We start from the raw sequence: 15,263 nt of genomic DNA on the forward strand, positions 1-15,263 counted from the left end.
GGTGGGATTCGAACCCACGGTACGATTTAACGTACGCTTGATTTCGAGTCAAGTACATTCGACCACTCTGCCACCTCTCCGTTTACTGCGGTCTATTCGTTCAAACTGGCATGCCTGTTTGAACGAGGCGCTATTTTAGCATGGGTGTTGTTGGGTTGGGTAGGGGTTTATTGGTGATTTGCAACTGATGGCTGGACGCCAACCCGAAAAACAATTTGGCGATTCGGAGAGCCCCGCGCAAATATGCGCGGGGCTTCGAATTCCACACGCAAGGCGCGCAGGCGCCTTGCTCCTCTTCGCCGCCACAAATAAAAAAAGCTCCCTTGCGGGAGCTTTCTCTATTTGTTCTGGCGGAGAGGGTGGGATTCGAACCCACGGTACGATTTAACGTACGCTTGATTTCGAGTCAAGTACATTCGACCACTCTGCCACCTCTCCATTTGCTGCGGTCTTTTCCCGCATTGCTGCGAGAAGGCAAGATTATAGCAGCCGCCTGAGAAAATGGAAGGACTATTTTAAGCCTTCCATTGCAGCAAGCTGCCTGGTCTTTTTTACGCCTTCAGATGCGTCAGGCCGCCCATGTACGGGCGCAGCACTGGCGGGATTTCGACGCTGCCGTCCGCTTGCTGGTAGTTTTCCAGCACCGCGACCAAGGTGCGGCCCACTGCCAGGCCGGAGCCGTTCAGGGTGTGCGCCAGTTCCGGCTTGCCGGCGGCGTTGCGGAAACGTGCCTGCATGCGGCGAGCCTGGAAGGCTTCCGTGTTCGACAGGGACGAGATTTCGCGGTAGGTGTTTTGCGCCGGCAGCCATACTTCCAGGTCGAAGGTCTTGCTGGCCGTAAAGCCCATGTCGCCCGTGCACAGCGACATCACGCGGTATGGCAGGCCCAGGCTTTGCAAGATCGTTTCCGCGTGGCCCACCATCTCTTCCAGCACCTGGTACGAGGTGTCCGGGTGCACCACTTGCACCATTTCCACCTTGTCGAACTGGTGCTGGCGGATCATGCCGCGCGTGTCGCGGCCGTAGCTGCCCGCTTCCGAACGGAAGCATGGCGTGTGGGCCGTCATTTTCAGGGGCAATTGATCGAGCGCAAGGATTTCATCGCGCGCGATGTTGGTCAGCGACACTTCCGAGGTCGGAATCAGGTAGAAGGTCTCGCCCTCGCCTTCCACGCCGCCTTTTTTCACCGAGAACAGATCGGCTTCGAATTTCGGCAGCTGGCCCGTGCCGCGCAGCGAATCGGCGTTGACCATGTATGGCGTATAGCATTCCGTGTAGCCGTGCTCGTCCACGTGCGTGTTGAGCATGAATTGCGCCAGTGCGCGGTGCAGGCGGGCGATGCCGCCCTTCATGACGGAGAAGCGCGAACCGGTCAGCTTGGTAGCCACTTCGAAATCGAGGCCCAGCGGGGCGCCCACATCGACGTGATCCTTGACTTCGAAATCGAAGGTGCGCGGCGTGCCGACCTTGCGCACTTCCACGTTGCCCGACTCGTCCGTGCCTACCGGCGCCGATTCGTGCGGCAGGTTCGGCACGGCCATGATGAATTCGCTCAGCTTGGCTTGCACCAGGGTCAGGGCCGCTTCATCGGCTTTCAGTTCATCGCCCAGGCCGGCTACTTGCGCCATCACGGCCGAGGTGTCTTCCCCCTTGCCTTTCAACATGCCGATTTGCTTGGACAGCGCATTGCGCTTGCCCTGCAGCTCTTCGGTGCGCGTCTGGATCGCCTTGCGTTCGGCTTCGAGGGCGGTAAAACCTGCCACGTCGAGCTGGAATTTGCGCGTCGCCAGGCGTTCTGCGACGTTTGCGATGTCTTTACGGAGAAGTTGGATATCTATCATGGGTGGATGGCGGTGCCGATGTATCGAAAGCACTCATTGTACCAAGACCCGTTCAGTTCTTTATGAGTTTTGCACACGCTCTGCCATCGTCATGGCGGCATGGCCGGGCACTCGCGCCCGCTTTACGGCGGAGACTTAAATGAAAGCGGCTTTTTCGGCGGCCGTCAGGCGGCGGGCGCTGACGGTGACGACGGGCATGCTGCTGTCGGCGGCCTGGGCGATCACGGTGTTGCTGGCGCTCACTTCCAGGGTATTCGCGCCGGCGGTGGCGAAGCTGGCGCCAATGGCGATGATGGCGGCGGCGACAAAGGTGATTTCCATGTTTTTCAGTACGTTCATGATGTGACTCCTGGTTAATTTGTTTCGTTGACTGCTGCTGGTATGGTGGTACTTTAGCCAACGGCGGCAAACAAGGCCACCGGCTTGCGACCAGCGGCGAAAAACAGGGAGCGAACGGTGAAAAACGGGGACTGAAACGCAAAGAATAGTTACAAGGCGTCATGCACCAGGCGGCCCAGGCGGCCGATGGCCTGCTCGATGCGCGGCGTCCACGCATTGCCGCAATTGAGGCGCAGATAATTGCCGAACTTGCCCGAAGCCGAGAACAGCTGGCCCGGCATATATGCCACGCCGTCCGCAATGGCCTGGCCATGCAGGGCCAGCGCATCGACTTGCGGCGGCATCTGCACCCACAGCACGAAACCGCCCTGCGGCTCGGACAGCATGCACTCAAGCGGAAAGCTGGCCGCCACGGCGTCGGACATGCGGGCGATGCGCTGCACCAGGGTGCGACGCATCTTGCGCAGCTGCTGGTCGTAGCTGCTGCCCTCCAAAAAGTCGGCCAGCACGGCCTGGAAGAAATGGCTGGTGGCGCCGCTCGACACGGTTTTCAGCAGGGCCACTTCCTGCGCGAAACGCCCGGCCAGCACATAACCCACGCGGGCGGCGGGCGTGATGGCCTTGGAAAACGAGGAACACAATAAAACGTTGCCGCTCGTATCGTAGGCTTTCACGGGCCACGGGCGCTGCGGCGCAAAGCACAGGTCGCCATACACGTCGTCTTCCACCAGCGGAATATTGAATTCCGACAGCAGCCCCGCCAGCCGCTTCTTGTTCGCTTCCGGCATGACGCAGCCGAGCGGATTATTCGCGTTCGGCACGAACAGGCACGCCTGCACGAGGCCGGCGCGCAAGGCCAGCTCGAGCGCATCGAGCGACGGCCCCGTCTTCGGGTCGGTGGGAATCTCCAGCGCCTTCATGCCCAGGCTTTCGATCATCTGCAGCAGCACGAAATACGTGGCCGACTCGATGGCGATGGTGTCGCCCGGTTTGGCGACGGCGCGCAGGCACAGGCTGATCGCTTCCGTGCAGGAATTCGTCACGACGATCTCGTGCGGGTCCAGCTTGCCCCAATCCAGCGCGCGGCGCGTGACCTGGCGCAAAAAATTGCCTTCGCTGACGTCGTAGCAACTGACCTTGCTCAATAAAGCCGGCTCGCGCCGCGCCACCGCGCTGATGGTGCGCTGCATGCGCTTGATGGGCAATATCTCGTCGGGCGGCCAGGCCGTGCCCAGCTGCACGATAGCGGGCGCCTCGTTTTCCTTCAGCACGCGCATCAACAGGTTGTTGATGCCGACAAAGGCCGGCTCCTTCAAATGCTGCGCGTCGGCACTGCAGGGCCGGCGCGGCGCGCGGTGGCGCACGAAATAGCCGGACTGGGGCCGCGCATCGACCTGCCCCCGGTCTTCCATCAGGCGCAAGGCTTGCATCACGGTGCTGACGGAAATGCGCTTTTGCTGCGCCAGGTGGCGGATCGACGGCAGGCGGTCGCCGGGCGCGAACACGCGCGCGTCGATCAGGGCGCCCAGCTCGTTGGCCAGGTGCTCGTACAGATTCAAATGCGCGCTCATGTTCATCCCTTCAGTATGCGGCTGGCGCGCGCGGCACGCACAGATACAGTTGCCCGTTTTTTTGACAAGCACAGTGTACGACGAAGCACACTGTATGCATGACAATTTCGATTTCCTGCATCTGTCATGGTTCACGCAAGGCGCCTAAGCTGTTCCTGTCAGCACAACAGGAGCGATGCCATGCAAACCGACCATGAATTACGCAGCGAACGGCCCTTGCGCCTGGAAAAAGCGCGCGCCAGGGTCATCGAATGCCTGTCCGGCACGGCCTGGATCACGGCCTACGCCCAGTTCGAGGATTGCGTGCTGCGCAGCGGCGAACGCTACACGATACCGAATGACGGCCTGGTACTGGTCGAAGCCGTGGGTAGCGGACGCATCCGCGTGCATGGGACGGCCGCACCGCGCCCCGCCCTGCTGCGCTGGCTGAGCCAGGCATTGCCACACCCACTCAATACAAGGAATACATGATTCAACAACCTTTGCGCGTCCTCGTCACGGGCGCCGCCGGCATCATCGGCACCGCTTTCTGGAAGCGCCGGCACGGGGAATTCTCCCTGCGCCTGGCCGACCTGCACACGGACGGGCTGGCATCGGCGCCCTGCCCATCCATTCAGCTCGATGTCAGCGACCATGCCGCCTGCCTGGCCGCCTGCATGGATACCGACGTGGTTCTGCACCTGGCCGGCGTGCCGCACGCCAGCGCCGACTTCGACACGCAATTGCTGCAGCCGAACATCATCGGCACGCACAACATCTTCCGCGCGGCACAGGCGCAGGGAGTGAAAAGAGTGGTATTCGCCAGCAGCGCGCAAGCCATCGAAGGCTATCCGCTGGACGTGCAAGTGCAGGAAAGCATGCCGGCGCGACCGGCGAACATGTATGGTGCCAGCAAGGCCTTCGGCGAAGGCGTGGCGTCGGCCTTCGCGCACCAGCATGGCATGACGGCGATCGCCGTGCGCATCGCCAACGTGGCCCGCTTTGCGCCAGGTCAACAGCACAGCGCGCGCGACATCGCCGCCTTCATCAGCGAACGCGACGTGGTGCAGCTGCTGGCCTGCTGCATCACGGCGGACGTGCCGGCCGGCTACCACGTCGTGCATGGGGTGTCGGACAACCGTTATAAACGGCTATCCATCGACGCGACGCGCCAGCTGGTGGGCTACGTACCGCAGGACGACGGTTTCAGCTTGCTGGGCCTGTAGCCTCAGCCCTTGCCGGCCGGTTTTCCTGCTTTCCTGTCCAGCTCGCGCAGCCAGGCCAGCTTGTCGGCAATCTTGCTTTCCAGCCCGCGCGGCACGGGCTGGTACCAGCCCGGTTCCGCCATGCCGTCCGGAAAATACGTTTCGCCGGCCGCGTAGGCATCGGGCTCGTCGTGCGCATAGCGGTAGGCGTGGCCGTAGCCGAGTTCCTTCATCAGTTTCGTCGGCGCATTGCGCAAGTGCACCGGCACTTCCTTCGACTTGTCTTTCTTGACGAACGCCATGGCGGTATTAAAAGCGTTGTAGCCGGCATTGCTTTTCGCGGCAATCGCCAGGTAAATCACGGCCTGGCCCAGCGCCAGCTCGCCTTCTGGCGAACCGAGGCGTTCATACGTTTCCGCCGCATCATTGACCATCGTCAAGGCGCGGGGATCGGCCAGGCCGATATCTTCCCAGGCCATGCGCACGATGCGCCGCGACAGATAGCGCGGGTCGGCGCCGCCGTCGATCATGCGGCAAAACCAGTACAGCGCTGCATCGGGATTGGAACCGCGCACGGACTTGTGCAGGGCCGAAATCTGGTCATAGAAATTATCGCCGCCCTTGTCGAAGCGGCGCGAATTGAGGGTCAGCGCATTGTCGACGAAGGCCGCGTCGATGTTGGTCGTGCCCGTCGAGCTGGCGGCCGTTTCGGCCTGCTCCAGCAAGTTCAAAAAGCGGCGCGCATCGCCATCCGCGTAGCCGATCAGGGTATCGGCCGCCGCTTCGTCGAAGCTCAGGTGCGTCAGCGCCGTCGACTGCGCCTTGGCCAGCAGCTGCTTCATCTCGTCTTCGTTGAGCGATTTCAATACATACACTTGCGCGCGCGACAGCAGCGCCGAGTTGACTTCGAAACTGGGATTTTCCGTCGTCGCGCCGATGAACGTCACCAGGCCCGATTCGACGAAGGGCAGCAAGGCATCCTGTTGCGATTTATTAAACCGGTGGATCTCATCGACGAACAATAAAGTGTGCTTGCCGAACTGGTCCAGGCTGTGGCGGGCCTGGTCCATGGCCGCGCGGATATCTTTCACGCCGGCAAACACGGCCGACAGGGCGATGAATTCGCTGTCGAACGCGTTCGCCATCAAACGCGCCAGCGTGGTCTTGCCCACGCCGGGTGGCCCCCACAGGATCATCGAATGGGCCTTGCCCGCCTCGAACGCCAGGCGCAGCGGCTTGCCCGCGCCCAGCAGATGCGTCTGGCCGATGACTTCGTTGAGGGTAGCAGGCCGCAAGGCTTCGGCCAGCGGCTGGCGCGGTGCGGTGGAAAAAAGATCCGCCATAGTATGTACCGGGTAAGAATGCAAAGGCCCCGCATCGCTGCGAGGCCGGTCAACAGCAAGACGTCAACAATCAGTTATTAATGACGTCCGCGCCTTTTGGCATCACGAATTTGAAATGGTTCGCGGCCAGCGCGGGATTCTTCTGGAAATTCTTGAACGCCAGCACCGAGGTCTGCCCGAACGAATCGCGCAACTCCATCGCTTCGGGCACGCCGTTGCGCAAGCCGATGCTGATTTCGTCAAAGGTCGTGTCCTTGGCCTTCGGCGTCGCTTTCAGCCATTCCAGGCCATCGCGCGTGCCCGCTTCGGCCAGGGTGAAGTTCTTTTCCAGGTCGTTGCTGCCAAACAAGATGGCGGCCGGCGAGGAGCCGAGCGCGTCGCCCAGTTTCTTGACCGTCACCTGGCTCAAGTCCTTGTCGTAGATATACAGCTTGTCGCCGTCCGCTTGCAGCAGCTGCTCGTACGGCTTCAGGTAGGTCCAGATGAACTTGCCCGGGCGGGCGAACTCGAAGGTGCCGCTGGCTGGCGTGGACACTTTCGCCTTGCCGCTGGCGTCCGCCTTCTTGACCTGGCGCTGCACGAACTCGCCCTTGGCCGACTTGGTGCCGGCGGCAAAGCTCTTGAACTGCTCCAGGGCGCTGGCCGAGGCGCTGGCCGCGAACAGCAGGCTGCAGGCGACGCTGGCCGCGCCGATGATCATTTTTGCTGCGAAAGTCGTATTCTTCATTCCGTTACCCTTGTTCACTACTCGCCGCCGGCACCAGGATTTCCCGGTTGCCATTGGATTGCATGGTTGAGACTACCCCGCTCTGCTCCATCTGCTCGAGCAGACGGGCGGCGCGGTTGTAGCCGATGCGCAAATGACGCTGCACCAGCGAAATCGAGGCGCGGCGGTTTTTCAGCACCACCGCCACCGCCTGGTCGTACAGGGCATCGGCCTCGCCGCCGCCCTCGCCCGGCGCGCCGCCTTCGGCGCCGTCGCCTTCCAGGGTGCCGCCTTCGAGGATGCCCTCGATGTAATTCGGTTCGCCCTGCAGCTTCAGATGGCTGACAACGCGGTGGACTTCCTCATCGGAAACAAACGCGCCGTGCACGCGCATCGGCAAGCCGGTGCCGGGCGGCATGTACAGCATGTCGCCCATGCCCAGCAGGGTTTCCGCGCCCATCTGGTCCAGAATGGTGCGCGAATCGATCTTCGACGAGACCTGGAAGGCGATACGCGTCGGAATATTCGCCTTGATCAGCCCCGTGATCACGTCTACAGATGGGCGCTGCGTGGCCAGAATCAAGTGCAAGCCGGCGGCGCGCGCCTTTTGCGCGATACGCGCGATCAATTCCTCGACTTTTTTGCCCACCACCATCATCAAGTCGGCCAGTTCGTCGATGATGATGACGATGGTCGGCAGTTTTTCCAGCGGTTCCGGCGAATCCGGCGTCAGGCTGAACGGATTCGGGATGTGTTCTTCACGCTTTTTCGCGTCGGCAATCTTCGCGTTGTAGCCGGCCAGGTTACGCACGCCCATCTTGCTCATCAGCTTGTAGCGGCGTTCCATCTCGTTCACGGCCCAATTCAGCGCGTGGCCGGCCTGGCGCATGTCGGTCACGACGGGCGCCAGCAAGTGCGGAATGCCTTCGTAGACGGACATTTCCAGCATCTTCGGATCGATCAGGATCAGCCGCACGTCGAGCGGGTCGGATTTGTACAGCAGTGACAAAATCGTCGCATTGATGCCCACAGATTTACCGGAACCGGTGGTGCCGGCCACCAGCAAGTGGGGCATCTTGGCGAGATCGGCCACGACGGGCTTGCCGGCGATATCCTTGCCCAGCGCAATCGTCAGGCTGGACACGCCATCGTTGTAGACCTTGGAGCCGAGGATTTCCGTCAGGCGCACGATCTGGCGTTTACTATTAGGCAATTCCAAGGCCATGTAATTCTTGCCGGGAATGGTTTCCACGACACGAATCGACGTCAGCGACAGCGAACGGGCCAGGTCGCGCGCCAGGCCCACGATCTGGCTGCCCTTGACGCCCGTGGCCGGCTCGATTTCATAGCGCGTCACGACGGGGCCGGGGTAAGCGGCCACTACCTTGGCATCCACGCCAAAGTCCGACAATTTCTTTTCGATCAGGCGGCTCGTAAATTCCAGGGTTTCCACGGACACCGTTTCCACCACGGGCGGCGCTTCGTCGAGCAGCGACAGCGGCGGCAGCTTGCCATCGCCGAGGCCCTCGAACAGGTGGGCCTGGCGTTCCTTTTCCACGCGCTCGGATTTCACCACGGTCACCACCTGCGGCTCGATCTTGACGGGCGGCGCGGCCACGTGCTTTTCCACGTGCTTGGCCCGTTCGATGACCACCACTTCGTCGCGGCGCACGGCAGCCACTTCGCCCTGGCGGCGGTCTTCGCGGTCCTGGTAGCGCAGCACGAACCAATTAAACGCGTCTTCGATGGCGCCGCCGATGCGTTCAGCCACTTGCAGCCAAGAAACATGAAAGAACAGGGAAAAGCCCAGGCCGAACAGCAGCAACAGCAACAAGGTGGCGCCCGTGAAACCGAAAGCCACGTGGGCCGAGTGCCCCACCAGCTGGCCCAGCACGCCGCCCGGGTCGCGCGGCAGCTGCACGTGCAGGCTCTTCGCCATGCGCAGGTATTCCAGGCCCATGCTGCCGATCAGCATGATGGAGAAGCCGACGATGCGGATCAGCATCTCGACATGGTGCTCGCGCTCCACGTCCTCTTCTTCCAGCAGGAAGCGCTTACTCAGGCGGCGATAGCCATTCCACACGGTGCGCAGCAGCCAGACGCACCACCACCAGGCGGAAAAGCCGAAGATATACAGCAGCAGATCGGAAAAGGTCGCACCGAGCTTGCCGCCCAGGTTGGCGACCTTGTCGACATTGGTGGCATGCGACCAGCCAGGGTCGAGCTTGTTGAAGCTGGCCAGTATCAGCACGAAATACAGGGCAAACGCGGCCAGCGCGAACCAGCGCGCCTCGGACAGCAGCCGTACCAGCCGGTTGGGCAAGGGCCGGCGTTCGACCGGTTTTCGGGTGTAGCTATTTTGATTGGCCTGGGCTGGTTTAGTCATTCTGGGAAGCGCTGCAAGGTGAAAAATGTTTCTGAAAGGGAATTTCCCATAATAAGGAAGTATTCTAAGCCATATATGCCCCGGACGGCCCCACGATTCGTCGCTACAGGCGGCTTGGTCTATAATCGTGGATTGCTTGCGCAAGCGCAATACGCCCTTGTTCTTCGCGCGTATGCCCCCAATTCGGATAGACCCCACTCATAGAGAAGCCTCATTATGACCACTACCAAACACGCCCGCGTTTTGATCCTCGGCTCCGGCCCAGCCGGCTACAGTGCCGCCGTCTACGCCGCCCGCGCCAACCTGAACCCGATGCTGGTCACCGGCGTGGAACAAGGCGGCCAGCTGATGACCACCACCGACGTGGAAAACTGGCCAGGCGACCCCATGGGCGTGCAAGGTCCGGACCTGATGCAGCGCTTGCTGCAGCATGCCGAGCGTTTCAATACGGAAATCGTGTTTGACCACATCCACACCACTTTCCTCAATGGAAAACCGATCCGCCTGAAGGGCGACAGCCACGAATACACGTGCGATACGCTGATCATCGCCACGGGCGCATCCGCGCAATACCTGGGCCTGCCGTCGGAAGCGGAATTCATGGGCAAGGGCGTGTCCGCCTGCGCCACCTGCGATGGTTTCTTCTACCGCAACCAGGAAGTGGCCGTCGTCGGCGGCGGCAATACGGCCGTCGAGGAAGCGCTGTACCTGTCGAACATCGCCAATAAAGTCACGCTGATCCACCGCCGCGACAAGTTCCGCGCGGAAGCGATCTTGATCGACCGCCTGAACGCCAAGGTTGCCGAAGGCAAGATCGTGTTGAAATATAACCACACTCTGGACGAAGTGACGGGCAACGAAGGCGGCGTGACGGGCCTGAACATCAAATCGACCATCGACGGCAAGGTCGAAGCATTGAGCGTGCATGGCGTGTTCATCGCCATCGGCCACAAGCCGAACACGGGCATCTTCGAAGGCCAGCTGGAAATGCACAACGGCTACATCAAGACCAAGACGGGCCTGGAAGGCATGGCCACCGCCACCAGCGCGCCTGGCGTGTTCGCCGCCGGCGACGTGCAAGACCATATCTACCGCCAGGCCATCACCAGCGCCGGTACGGGTTGCATGGCAGCACTGGACGCCCAGCGCTACCTGGAAGGCCAGGAGTAAGCGTCGCATGGCGTCGATGAAAGACTTTGCCGACCTGAAAGCGGTCAGCAAGCAGCTCAAGGAGCAGGCGGATGCGCGCGCGCAAGCCGCGGCTGAGCGCGCGCAGCAGGCCAAGGTGCAGGCCGTGGAAAGCAATCTGTTCAAGGCCAGCATCGGCGGCGTCAAGCGCCTGCCCGAGTCGGACCGCTACGTGCCCAGCCTGCCCAAGACGGGCGCGGCAGGTGCCCCGCAGCCGGCGCGCAAGCTCACGCCGGAAGAGGACGATGCGGCCGTGCTGCGCGAATCGCTGTCGGACTTGTTCGAGGTCGACCATTATCTGGAAAACGATCCGGCCCTGAACTACGCCCGCCCCGGCGTGGGACCGGACGTCGTGAAAAAGATGCGCAAGGGCCACTGGCCCATTCAGGATGAGCTGGACTTGCACGGCTTGCGCCGCGACGAGGCGCGCGACGGCATCGGCGCCTTTTTGAACCAGGCGACGCGGCGCAAGCTGCGCTGCGTGCGCGTGATCCACGGCAAGGGTTTCGGCTCGAAAGGCCAGGAACCGGTCTTGAAATCGATGGTGCACAGCTGGCTCGTGCAAAAGGAGGAAGTCATCGCCTTTTGCCAGGCGCGCCGCTCGGAAGGGGGCGATGGCGCCCTCGTCGTGCTGCTCTCGGCAGCCCTGCAGCCCATTCGCTAGGATAGATAGCAAGAAATTACAATTCAGTAACAAGTTACACCCTGCGCACGGCCCCGTTTGTCACCATTCGGGGCCGTGTCATGTTAACCTGTGACAATTATTTCCTGCTTAGCGTCTCGTGCACGCGCTCCACCCATGATGCCACCCCAACTGCCGCCTGGCTCGCTGATCAAGATCATTGAGGTCATCGCCATCCTGGTGGGCGCGTTTTCCGGCTTCATCGAAGCGCGCCGCAAGCGCATGGATCTGGTCGGCGTGTTCGTCGTGGCCTTCATCACGGCATTCGGCGGGGGGACCTTGCGCGACATCCTGCTCGACAAGCGGCCCCTGTTCTGGGTCTCGCACCAGGAATACGCGATCCTGATCTTCGTGCTGGCCCTGACGGCCGCGCCCCTGATCCAGCATTTGCGCCAGATCGTCTCGGAACGCCTGATCGTCATCGCCGACGCCATCGGCCTGGGCATGTTCGCCATCGCGGGCGTGGCCGAAGCGATGCGCGCCGGCATGCCGATCTTCATCGCGTCGATGATGGGGGTGATTACGGGGATTTTCGGCGGCGTGATGCGCGACATCGTCTGCAACGAAGTACCGATGGTGTTTCGCGACGGCAAACCGTATGCGATCTGCGCCTTCTTCGGCTGCTGGGCCTACCTGCTGCAGATGCACTTCGGCGCCGAGCACGACTTTGCGCTGTGGACCAGCGCCAGCGGCATCACGATCCTGCGCCTGATCTGCTGGAAATTCGACATGCGGCTGGGGCGGTGAAAGTCAGCGGCCCCAGCTGAAACACTTACACCGCGTCAGGGCCCGTCTCACCCGTGCGGATGCGGATGACTTGCTCCACGTCGCGCACGAAGATCTTGCCGTCGCCGATCTTGCCCGTGCGGGCCGCCTTGATGATGGCGTCGACCACCAGTTCCGACACGCTGTCGTCCACCACCACTTCGACTTTGACTTTCGGCAAGAAGTCGACCACGTACTCGGCGCCACGGTACAGCTCGGTATGACCCTTCTGGCGGCCAAAGCCCTTCACTTCCGTCACGGTCAAGCCCGTCACGTTCACATCGGCCAGGGCCTCGCGTACTTCGTCGAGCTTGAATGGTTTGATGATGGCGGTAATCTGTTTCATGGCTACTCCTTAAAATTGTTGGATTGTGGACAGATGGCTGCTTATTCGTAAAATTTCGACGTAATCGGGTAGCGCCAGTCGCGGCCGAAGCCACGGTGCGTGACGCGGATGCCCACCGGCGACTGGCGCCGCTTGTATTCATTGATCTTGATCAGGCGCGTGACCCGGGCCACATCGGCCGGCGGGTAGCCAGCCTCGATAATCTCGGCGATCGGCCGGTTTTCTTCCATGTACAGCTGCATGATGCCGTCGAGTACGTCATACGGCGGCAGGGAATCCTGGTCCAGCTGGTCGGCGCGCAGCTCGGCCGACGGTCCGCGCGTCAGGATACGCTCGGGAATCACGTCCGACACGCTGTTGCGCCAGGCACACAGGCGGTACACGAGCGTCTTGGCGATATCCTTGATCACGGCAAAGCCGCCCGCCATGTCGCCGTACAGGGTGCAATAACCAACCGCCATCTCGCTCTTGTTGCCCGTCGTCAAGACGATACTGCCATGCTTGTTCGACAAGGCCATCAGCAGGGTGCCGCGGATGCGCGCCTGGATGTTTTCTTCCGTCGCGTCTTCCGCCACCCTGGCGAACTCGTCCGCCAGGGTGGCGCGGAAGGCATCGAAGGTTTGCTTGATCGGAATTTCATCGTAGCGCACATTCAGGCGTTTTACCATGTCGCGTGAATCGATCCACGAGATATCGGCCGTAAATTGCGACGGCATCATCACGGCGCGGACCTTGTCGGCGCCCAGCGCATCGACGGCGATGGCCAGGGTCAGGGCGGAATCGACGCCGCCCGACATGCCGATCAGCACGCCAGGGAAACCATTCTTGCCGATATAGTCGCGCACGCCCAGCACCAGCGCCTGGTACACCTGCGCCTCGGTCGTCAGCGGCGTGGCCAGCGGCTGCGGCACGGGCGTGGCGCCGTCGAACTCGACCAGTTGCAAGTCTTCCTCGAAATGGCGCAGCTGGGCGCAAATGGTACCGGCCGCATCCATGACGAACGAGTCGCCGTCGAAAATCAGCTCATCCTGGCCGCCGACCAGGTTGGCGTAGACCAGGGCCATGCCTTGCGCGCTGACGTTCTGGCGCATGGTTTCATAGCGCAGATGCTGCTTGTTCATGTGGTAGGGCGAGCCGTTCGGCACCAGCAGCACTTGCGCGCCGGCGGCGCGGGCGCGCATCGGTGCGTGCCCGAACCACGTGTCTTCGCAGATATTGATGCCGAAACGCACGCCCTTCACGCCAAACACGAAAGCCTGGTCCGACGACGTGAAGTAACGTTTTTCATCGAACACGGTGGTGTTCGGCAAGTCGTGCTTGCGGTAGGTGCCCAGCACTTCGCCATTGACCAGCACGGAGGCGGCATTGTGGCGCACGCCCTTCTCGTCCTGCAGCGGCACGCCCACCACCACGTGCAAATCCTTGAACTGAGCCAGGTCGGCCGCCAGCCCCGCAAACGCTTCCTGCGTTTTTGCGTAGAATGCATTGCGCAGCAACAGGTCCTCGGGTGGATAGCCGACCAGCGACAGTTCCGGCGTGAGCACGATATCGGCGCCCGCTTCAAAGGCGCGGCGGGAAAGGTCGAAGATCTTGGCACGGTTGCCGGCCAGATCGCCGACCGTACTATTCATTTGAGCAATTGCGACTTTGACTGTCATGATGGTGGAAATTTCGTTTTATTAATTTTATTAAACAAGAACAGGACAGGGGCGCGCAGGCCGACGGCGGCGCCCCGAGAGTGATGAATGCACACTAGAACAATGAATTATCGCACGGCTATCGTCTCTACTCTGGCTGAAATTGGCGAAGCGGCCTGGTCCGAACTGCTGGCCAGCCAGGCGGACGCCAAGGCGGAGGCCACTCCCTTCCTCTCCTACGCCTTTTTGCATGCGCTGCACGAGTCCGGCTGCGCCAGCGCGGACACGGGCTGGCAGCCGAATTACCTGGTGCTGTGGCAAGGCGATGTGCTGGCCGCCGCCCTGCCCCTGTACCTGAAAATGCACTCGTACGGCGAATATGTGTTCGACTGGGCCTGGGCCGACGCCTATCAGCAGCATGGCCTCGAATATTACCCGAAACTGCTGTCCGCCATTCCCTTTACGCCCGTCAGCGGCACGCGCCTGCTGGCCCGCGATGGCGAGGCGCGCGCCGCCCTGCTGGCCTTTTTGCAGGCGCAGCAGCAAGCGGCCGACGTGTCGTCCTGCCACATCCTGTTCCCGCCGGAAAGCGAGGCGCGCCAGCTGGCGCAGGCTGGCTACCTGATGCGTAGCGGCGTGCAGTTTCACTGGCTCAATCCCGGCTACACGGATTTCGAGCAATTCCTCGCCACCCTGGAACACAAGAAGCGCAAGAATATCCGCGCCGAGCGGCGCAAGGTAAGGGAAGCGGGCGTGACCATGCGCCAGGTGCGCGGGGTGGAGGCGACAGATGCTGACTGGATACTGTTCCACCGCTGCTACAGCAATACCTATGCGGAACACCGTTCCTCGCCCTATCTGAGCCTGGACTTCTTCCGGCGCATCGGTGCCAGCATGCCGCAAAACATTTTATTGGTGATCGCCGAGCGCGAAGGCCGGGCCATTGCCGCCTCGCTGGTGATCCACACGGCCGACACTTTATATGGCCGCTACTGGGGCGCGCTCGAGCACGTGCCCTGCCTGCACTTCGAGACGGCCTACTACCAGCCGCTGGAGTTTTGCATCGCCAACGGCATCGCCACCTTCGAAGGGGGCGCCCAGGGCGAGCACAAGATGGCGCGCGGCTTCCTGCCGCAAAAGACCTGGTCCGCCCACTGGCTGGCCCACCCGGCCTTTGCCGACGCCGTGCAGCGCTTCCTCGAGCGCGAACGGGGCGGCATCGACGCCTACCTCGATGAATTGAACGAGCACAGCCCGTTTCGCGCATAAAAAAAC

The 15,263-nt window shown here is 61.8% G+C and carries 14 protein-coding genes and 1 tRNA gene; 6 read left to right on the forward strand and 9 right to left on the reverse strand.

Annotated elements, in window-relative coordinates:
- Positions 1–348 precede the first annotated feature (348 nt).
- The 4 genes from AC1RJW_RS20300 to AC1RJW_RS20315 form a co-directional block, all read right to left on the reverse strand.
- Positions 349–438: transfer RNA gene (locus AC1RJW_RS20300), tRNA-Ser, on the reverse strand.
- A gap of 113 nt (positions 439–551) precedes the next feature.
- Positions 552–1,841, reverse strand: coding sequence for a serine--tRNA ligase (gene serS, locus AC1RJW_RS20305; protein ID WP_493046584.1), 1,290 nt, complete (start codon positions 1,839–1,841; stop codon positions 552–554).
- Between the two features lie 135 nt (positions 1,842–1,976).
- Entirely contained in the window at positions 1,977–2,180 is a 204-nt protein-coding gene (locus AC1RJW_RS20310; RefSeq protein WP_493046585.1) for a hypothetical protein, read from the reverse strand.
- A gap of 149 nt (positions 2,181–2,329) precedes the next feature.
- Positions 2,330–3,751 carry an aminotransferase-like domain-containing protein gene (locus AC1RJW_RS20315; protein WP_493046586.1) on the reverse strand — a complete coding sequence of 474 codons (1,422 nt, stop codon included), beginning with the start codon at positions 3,749–3,751 and terminating at the stop codon, positions 2,330–2,332.
- A 180-nt stretch (positions 3,752–3,931) separates the two neighbouring features.
- Between AC1RJW_RS20315 and AC1RJW_RS20320 the strand changes: the two genes are divergently transcribed.
- Both AC1RJW_RS20320 and AC1RJW_RS20325 read left to right on the forward strand, forming a co-directional pair.
- Complete coding sequence (locus AC1RJW_RS20320; protein WP_493046587.1) at positions 3,932–4,222, forward strand: DUF2917 domain-containing protein; 291 nt, start codon at positions 3,932–3,934, stop codon at positions 4,220–4,222.
- Positions 4,219–4,956 (forward strand): NAD-dependent epimerase/dehydratase family protein, encoded by a 738-nt coding sequence (locus tag AC1RJW_RS20325; protein WP_493046588.1) that lies wholly within the window; start codon positions 4,219–4,221, stop codon positions 4,954–4,956. Before AC1RJW_RS20320 ends, AC1RJW_RS20325 begins: the two co-directional genes overlap by 4 nt.
- Before the next feature lie 2 nt (positions 4,957–4,958).
- Here AC1RJW_RS20325 and AC1RJW_RS20330 read toward each other — a convergent pair whose 3' ends face one another.
- The 3 genes from AC1RJW_RS20330 to AC1RJW_RS20340 form a co-directional block, all read right to left on the reverse strand.
- The gene (locus tag AC1RJW_RS20330; RefSeq protein ID WP_493046589.1) at positions 4,959–6,278 is read right to left on the reverse strand and encodes a replication-associated recombination protein A; all 1,320 of its coding nucleotides are present in this window, start codon (positions 6,276–6,278) and stop codon (positions 4,959–4,961) included.
- Between the two features lie 70 nt (positions 6,279–6,348).
- Positions 6,349–6,978 (reverse strand): outer membrane lipoprotein chaperone LolA, encoded by a 630-nt coding sequence (gene lolA, locus AC1RJW_RS20335; RefSeq protein WP_493046808.1) that lies wholly within the window; start codon positions 6,976–6,978, stop codon positions 6,349–6,351.
- Between the two features lie 31 nt (positions 6,979–7,009).
- Positions 7,010–9,370 carry a DNA translocase FtsK gene (locus AC1RJW_RS20340; protein ID WP_493046590.1) on the reverse strand — a complete coding sequence of 787 codons (2,361 nt, stop codon included), beginning with the start codon at positions 9,368–9,370 and terminating at the stop codon, positions 7,010–7,012.
- A gap of 216 nt (positions 9,371–9,586) precedes the next feature.
- Between AC1RJW_RS20340 and trxB the strand changes: the two genes are divergently transcribed.
- The 3 genes from trxB to AC1RJW_RS20355 all read left to right on the forward strand — a co-directional run bounded on the left by trxB (position 9,587) and on the right by AC1RJW_RS20355 (position 11,987).
- Positions 9,587–10,540 (forward strand): thioredoxin-disulfide reductase, encoded by a 954-nt coding sequence (gene trxB / locus AC1RJW_RS20345; RefSeq protein WP_493046591.1) that lies wholly within the window; start codon positions 9,587–9,589, stop codon positions 10,538–10,540.
- 7 nt (positions 10,541–10,547) lie between these two features.
- Complete coding sequence (locus AC1RJW_RS20350) at positions 10,548–11,222, forward strand: Smr/MutS family protein (protein ID WP_493046592.1); 675 nt, start codon at positions 10,548–10,550, stop codon at positions 11,220–11,222.
- Positions 11,223–11,357: 135 nt separating this feature from the next.
- Positions 11,358–11,987 (forward strand): trimeric intracellular cation channel family protein, encoded by a 630-nt coding sequence (locus AC1RJW_RS20355; RefSeq protein WP_034786156.1) that lies wholly within the window; start codon positions 11,358–11,360, stop codon positions 11,985–11,987.
- A gap of 25 nt (positions 11,988–12,012) precedes the next feature.
- On the opposite strand, the gene AC1RJW_RS20360 is transcribed toward AC1RJW_RS20355, so the two are convergent.
- The gene (locus tag AC1RJW_RS20360) at positions 12,013–12,351 is read right to left on the reverse strand and encodes a P-II family nitrogen regulator (RefSeq protein ID WP_034758685.1); all 339 of its coding nucleotides are present in this window, start codon (positions 12,349–12,351) and stop codon (positions 12,013–12,015) included.
- A gap of 41 nt (positions 12,352–12,392) precedes the next feature.
- Positions 12,393–14,009, reverse strand: coding sequence for an NAD+ synthase (locus AC1RJW_RS20365; protein ID WP_493046593.1), 1,617 nt, complete (start codon positions 14,007–14,009; stop codon positions 12,393–12,395).
- A 102-nt stretch (positions 14,010–14,111) separates the two neighbouring features.
- Between AC1RJW_RS20365 and AC1RJW_RS20370 the strand changes: the two genes are divergently transcribed.
- On the forward strand, positions 14,112–15,257 hold the full coding sequence (locus AC1RJW_RS20370) for a GNAT family N-acetyltransferase (RefSeq protein WP_493046809.1): 1,146 nt from the start codon (positions 14,112–14,114) through the stop codon (positions 15,255–15,257).
- The last annotated feature ends 6 nt before the right edge of the window (positions 15,258–15,263 follow it).

The sequence above is a fragment of the Janthinobacterium sp. GW822-FHT07A03 genome (assembly GCF_058798815.1).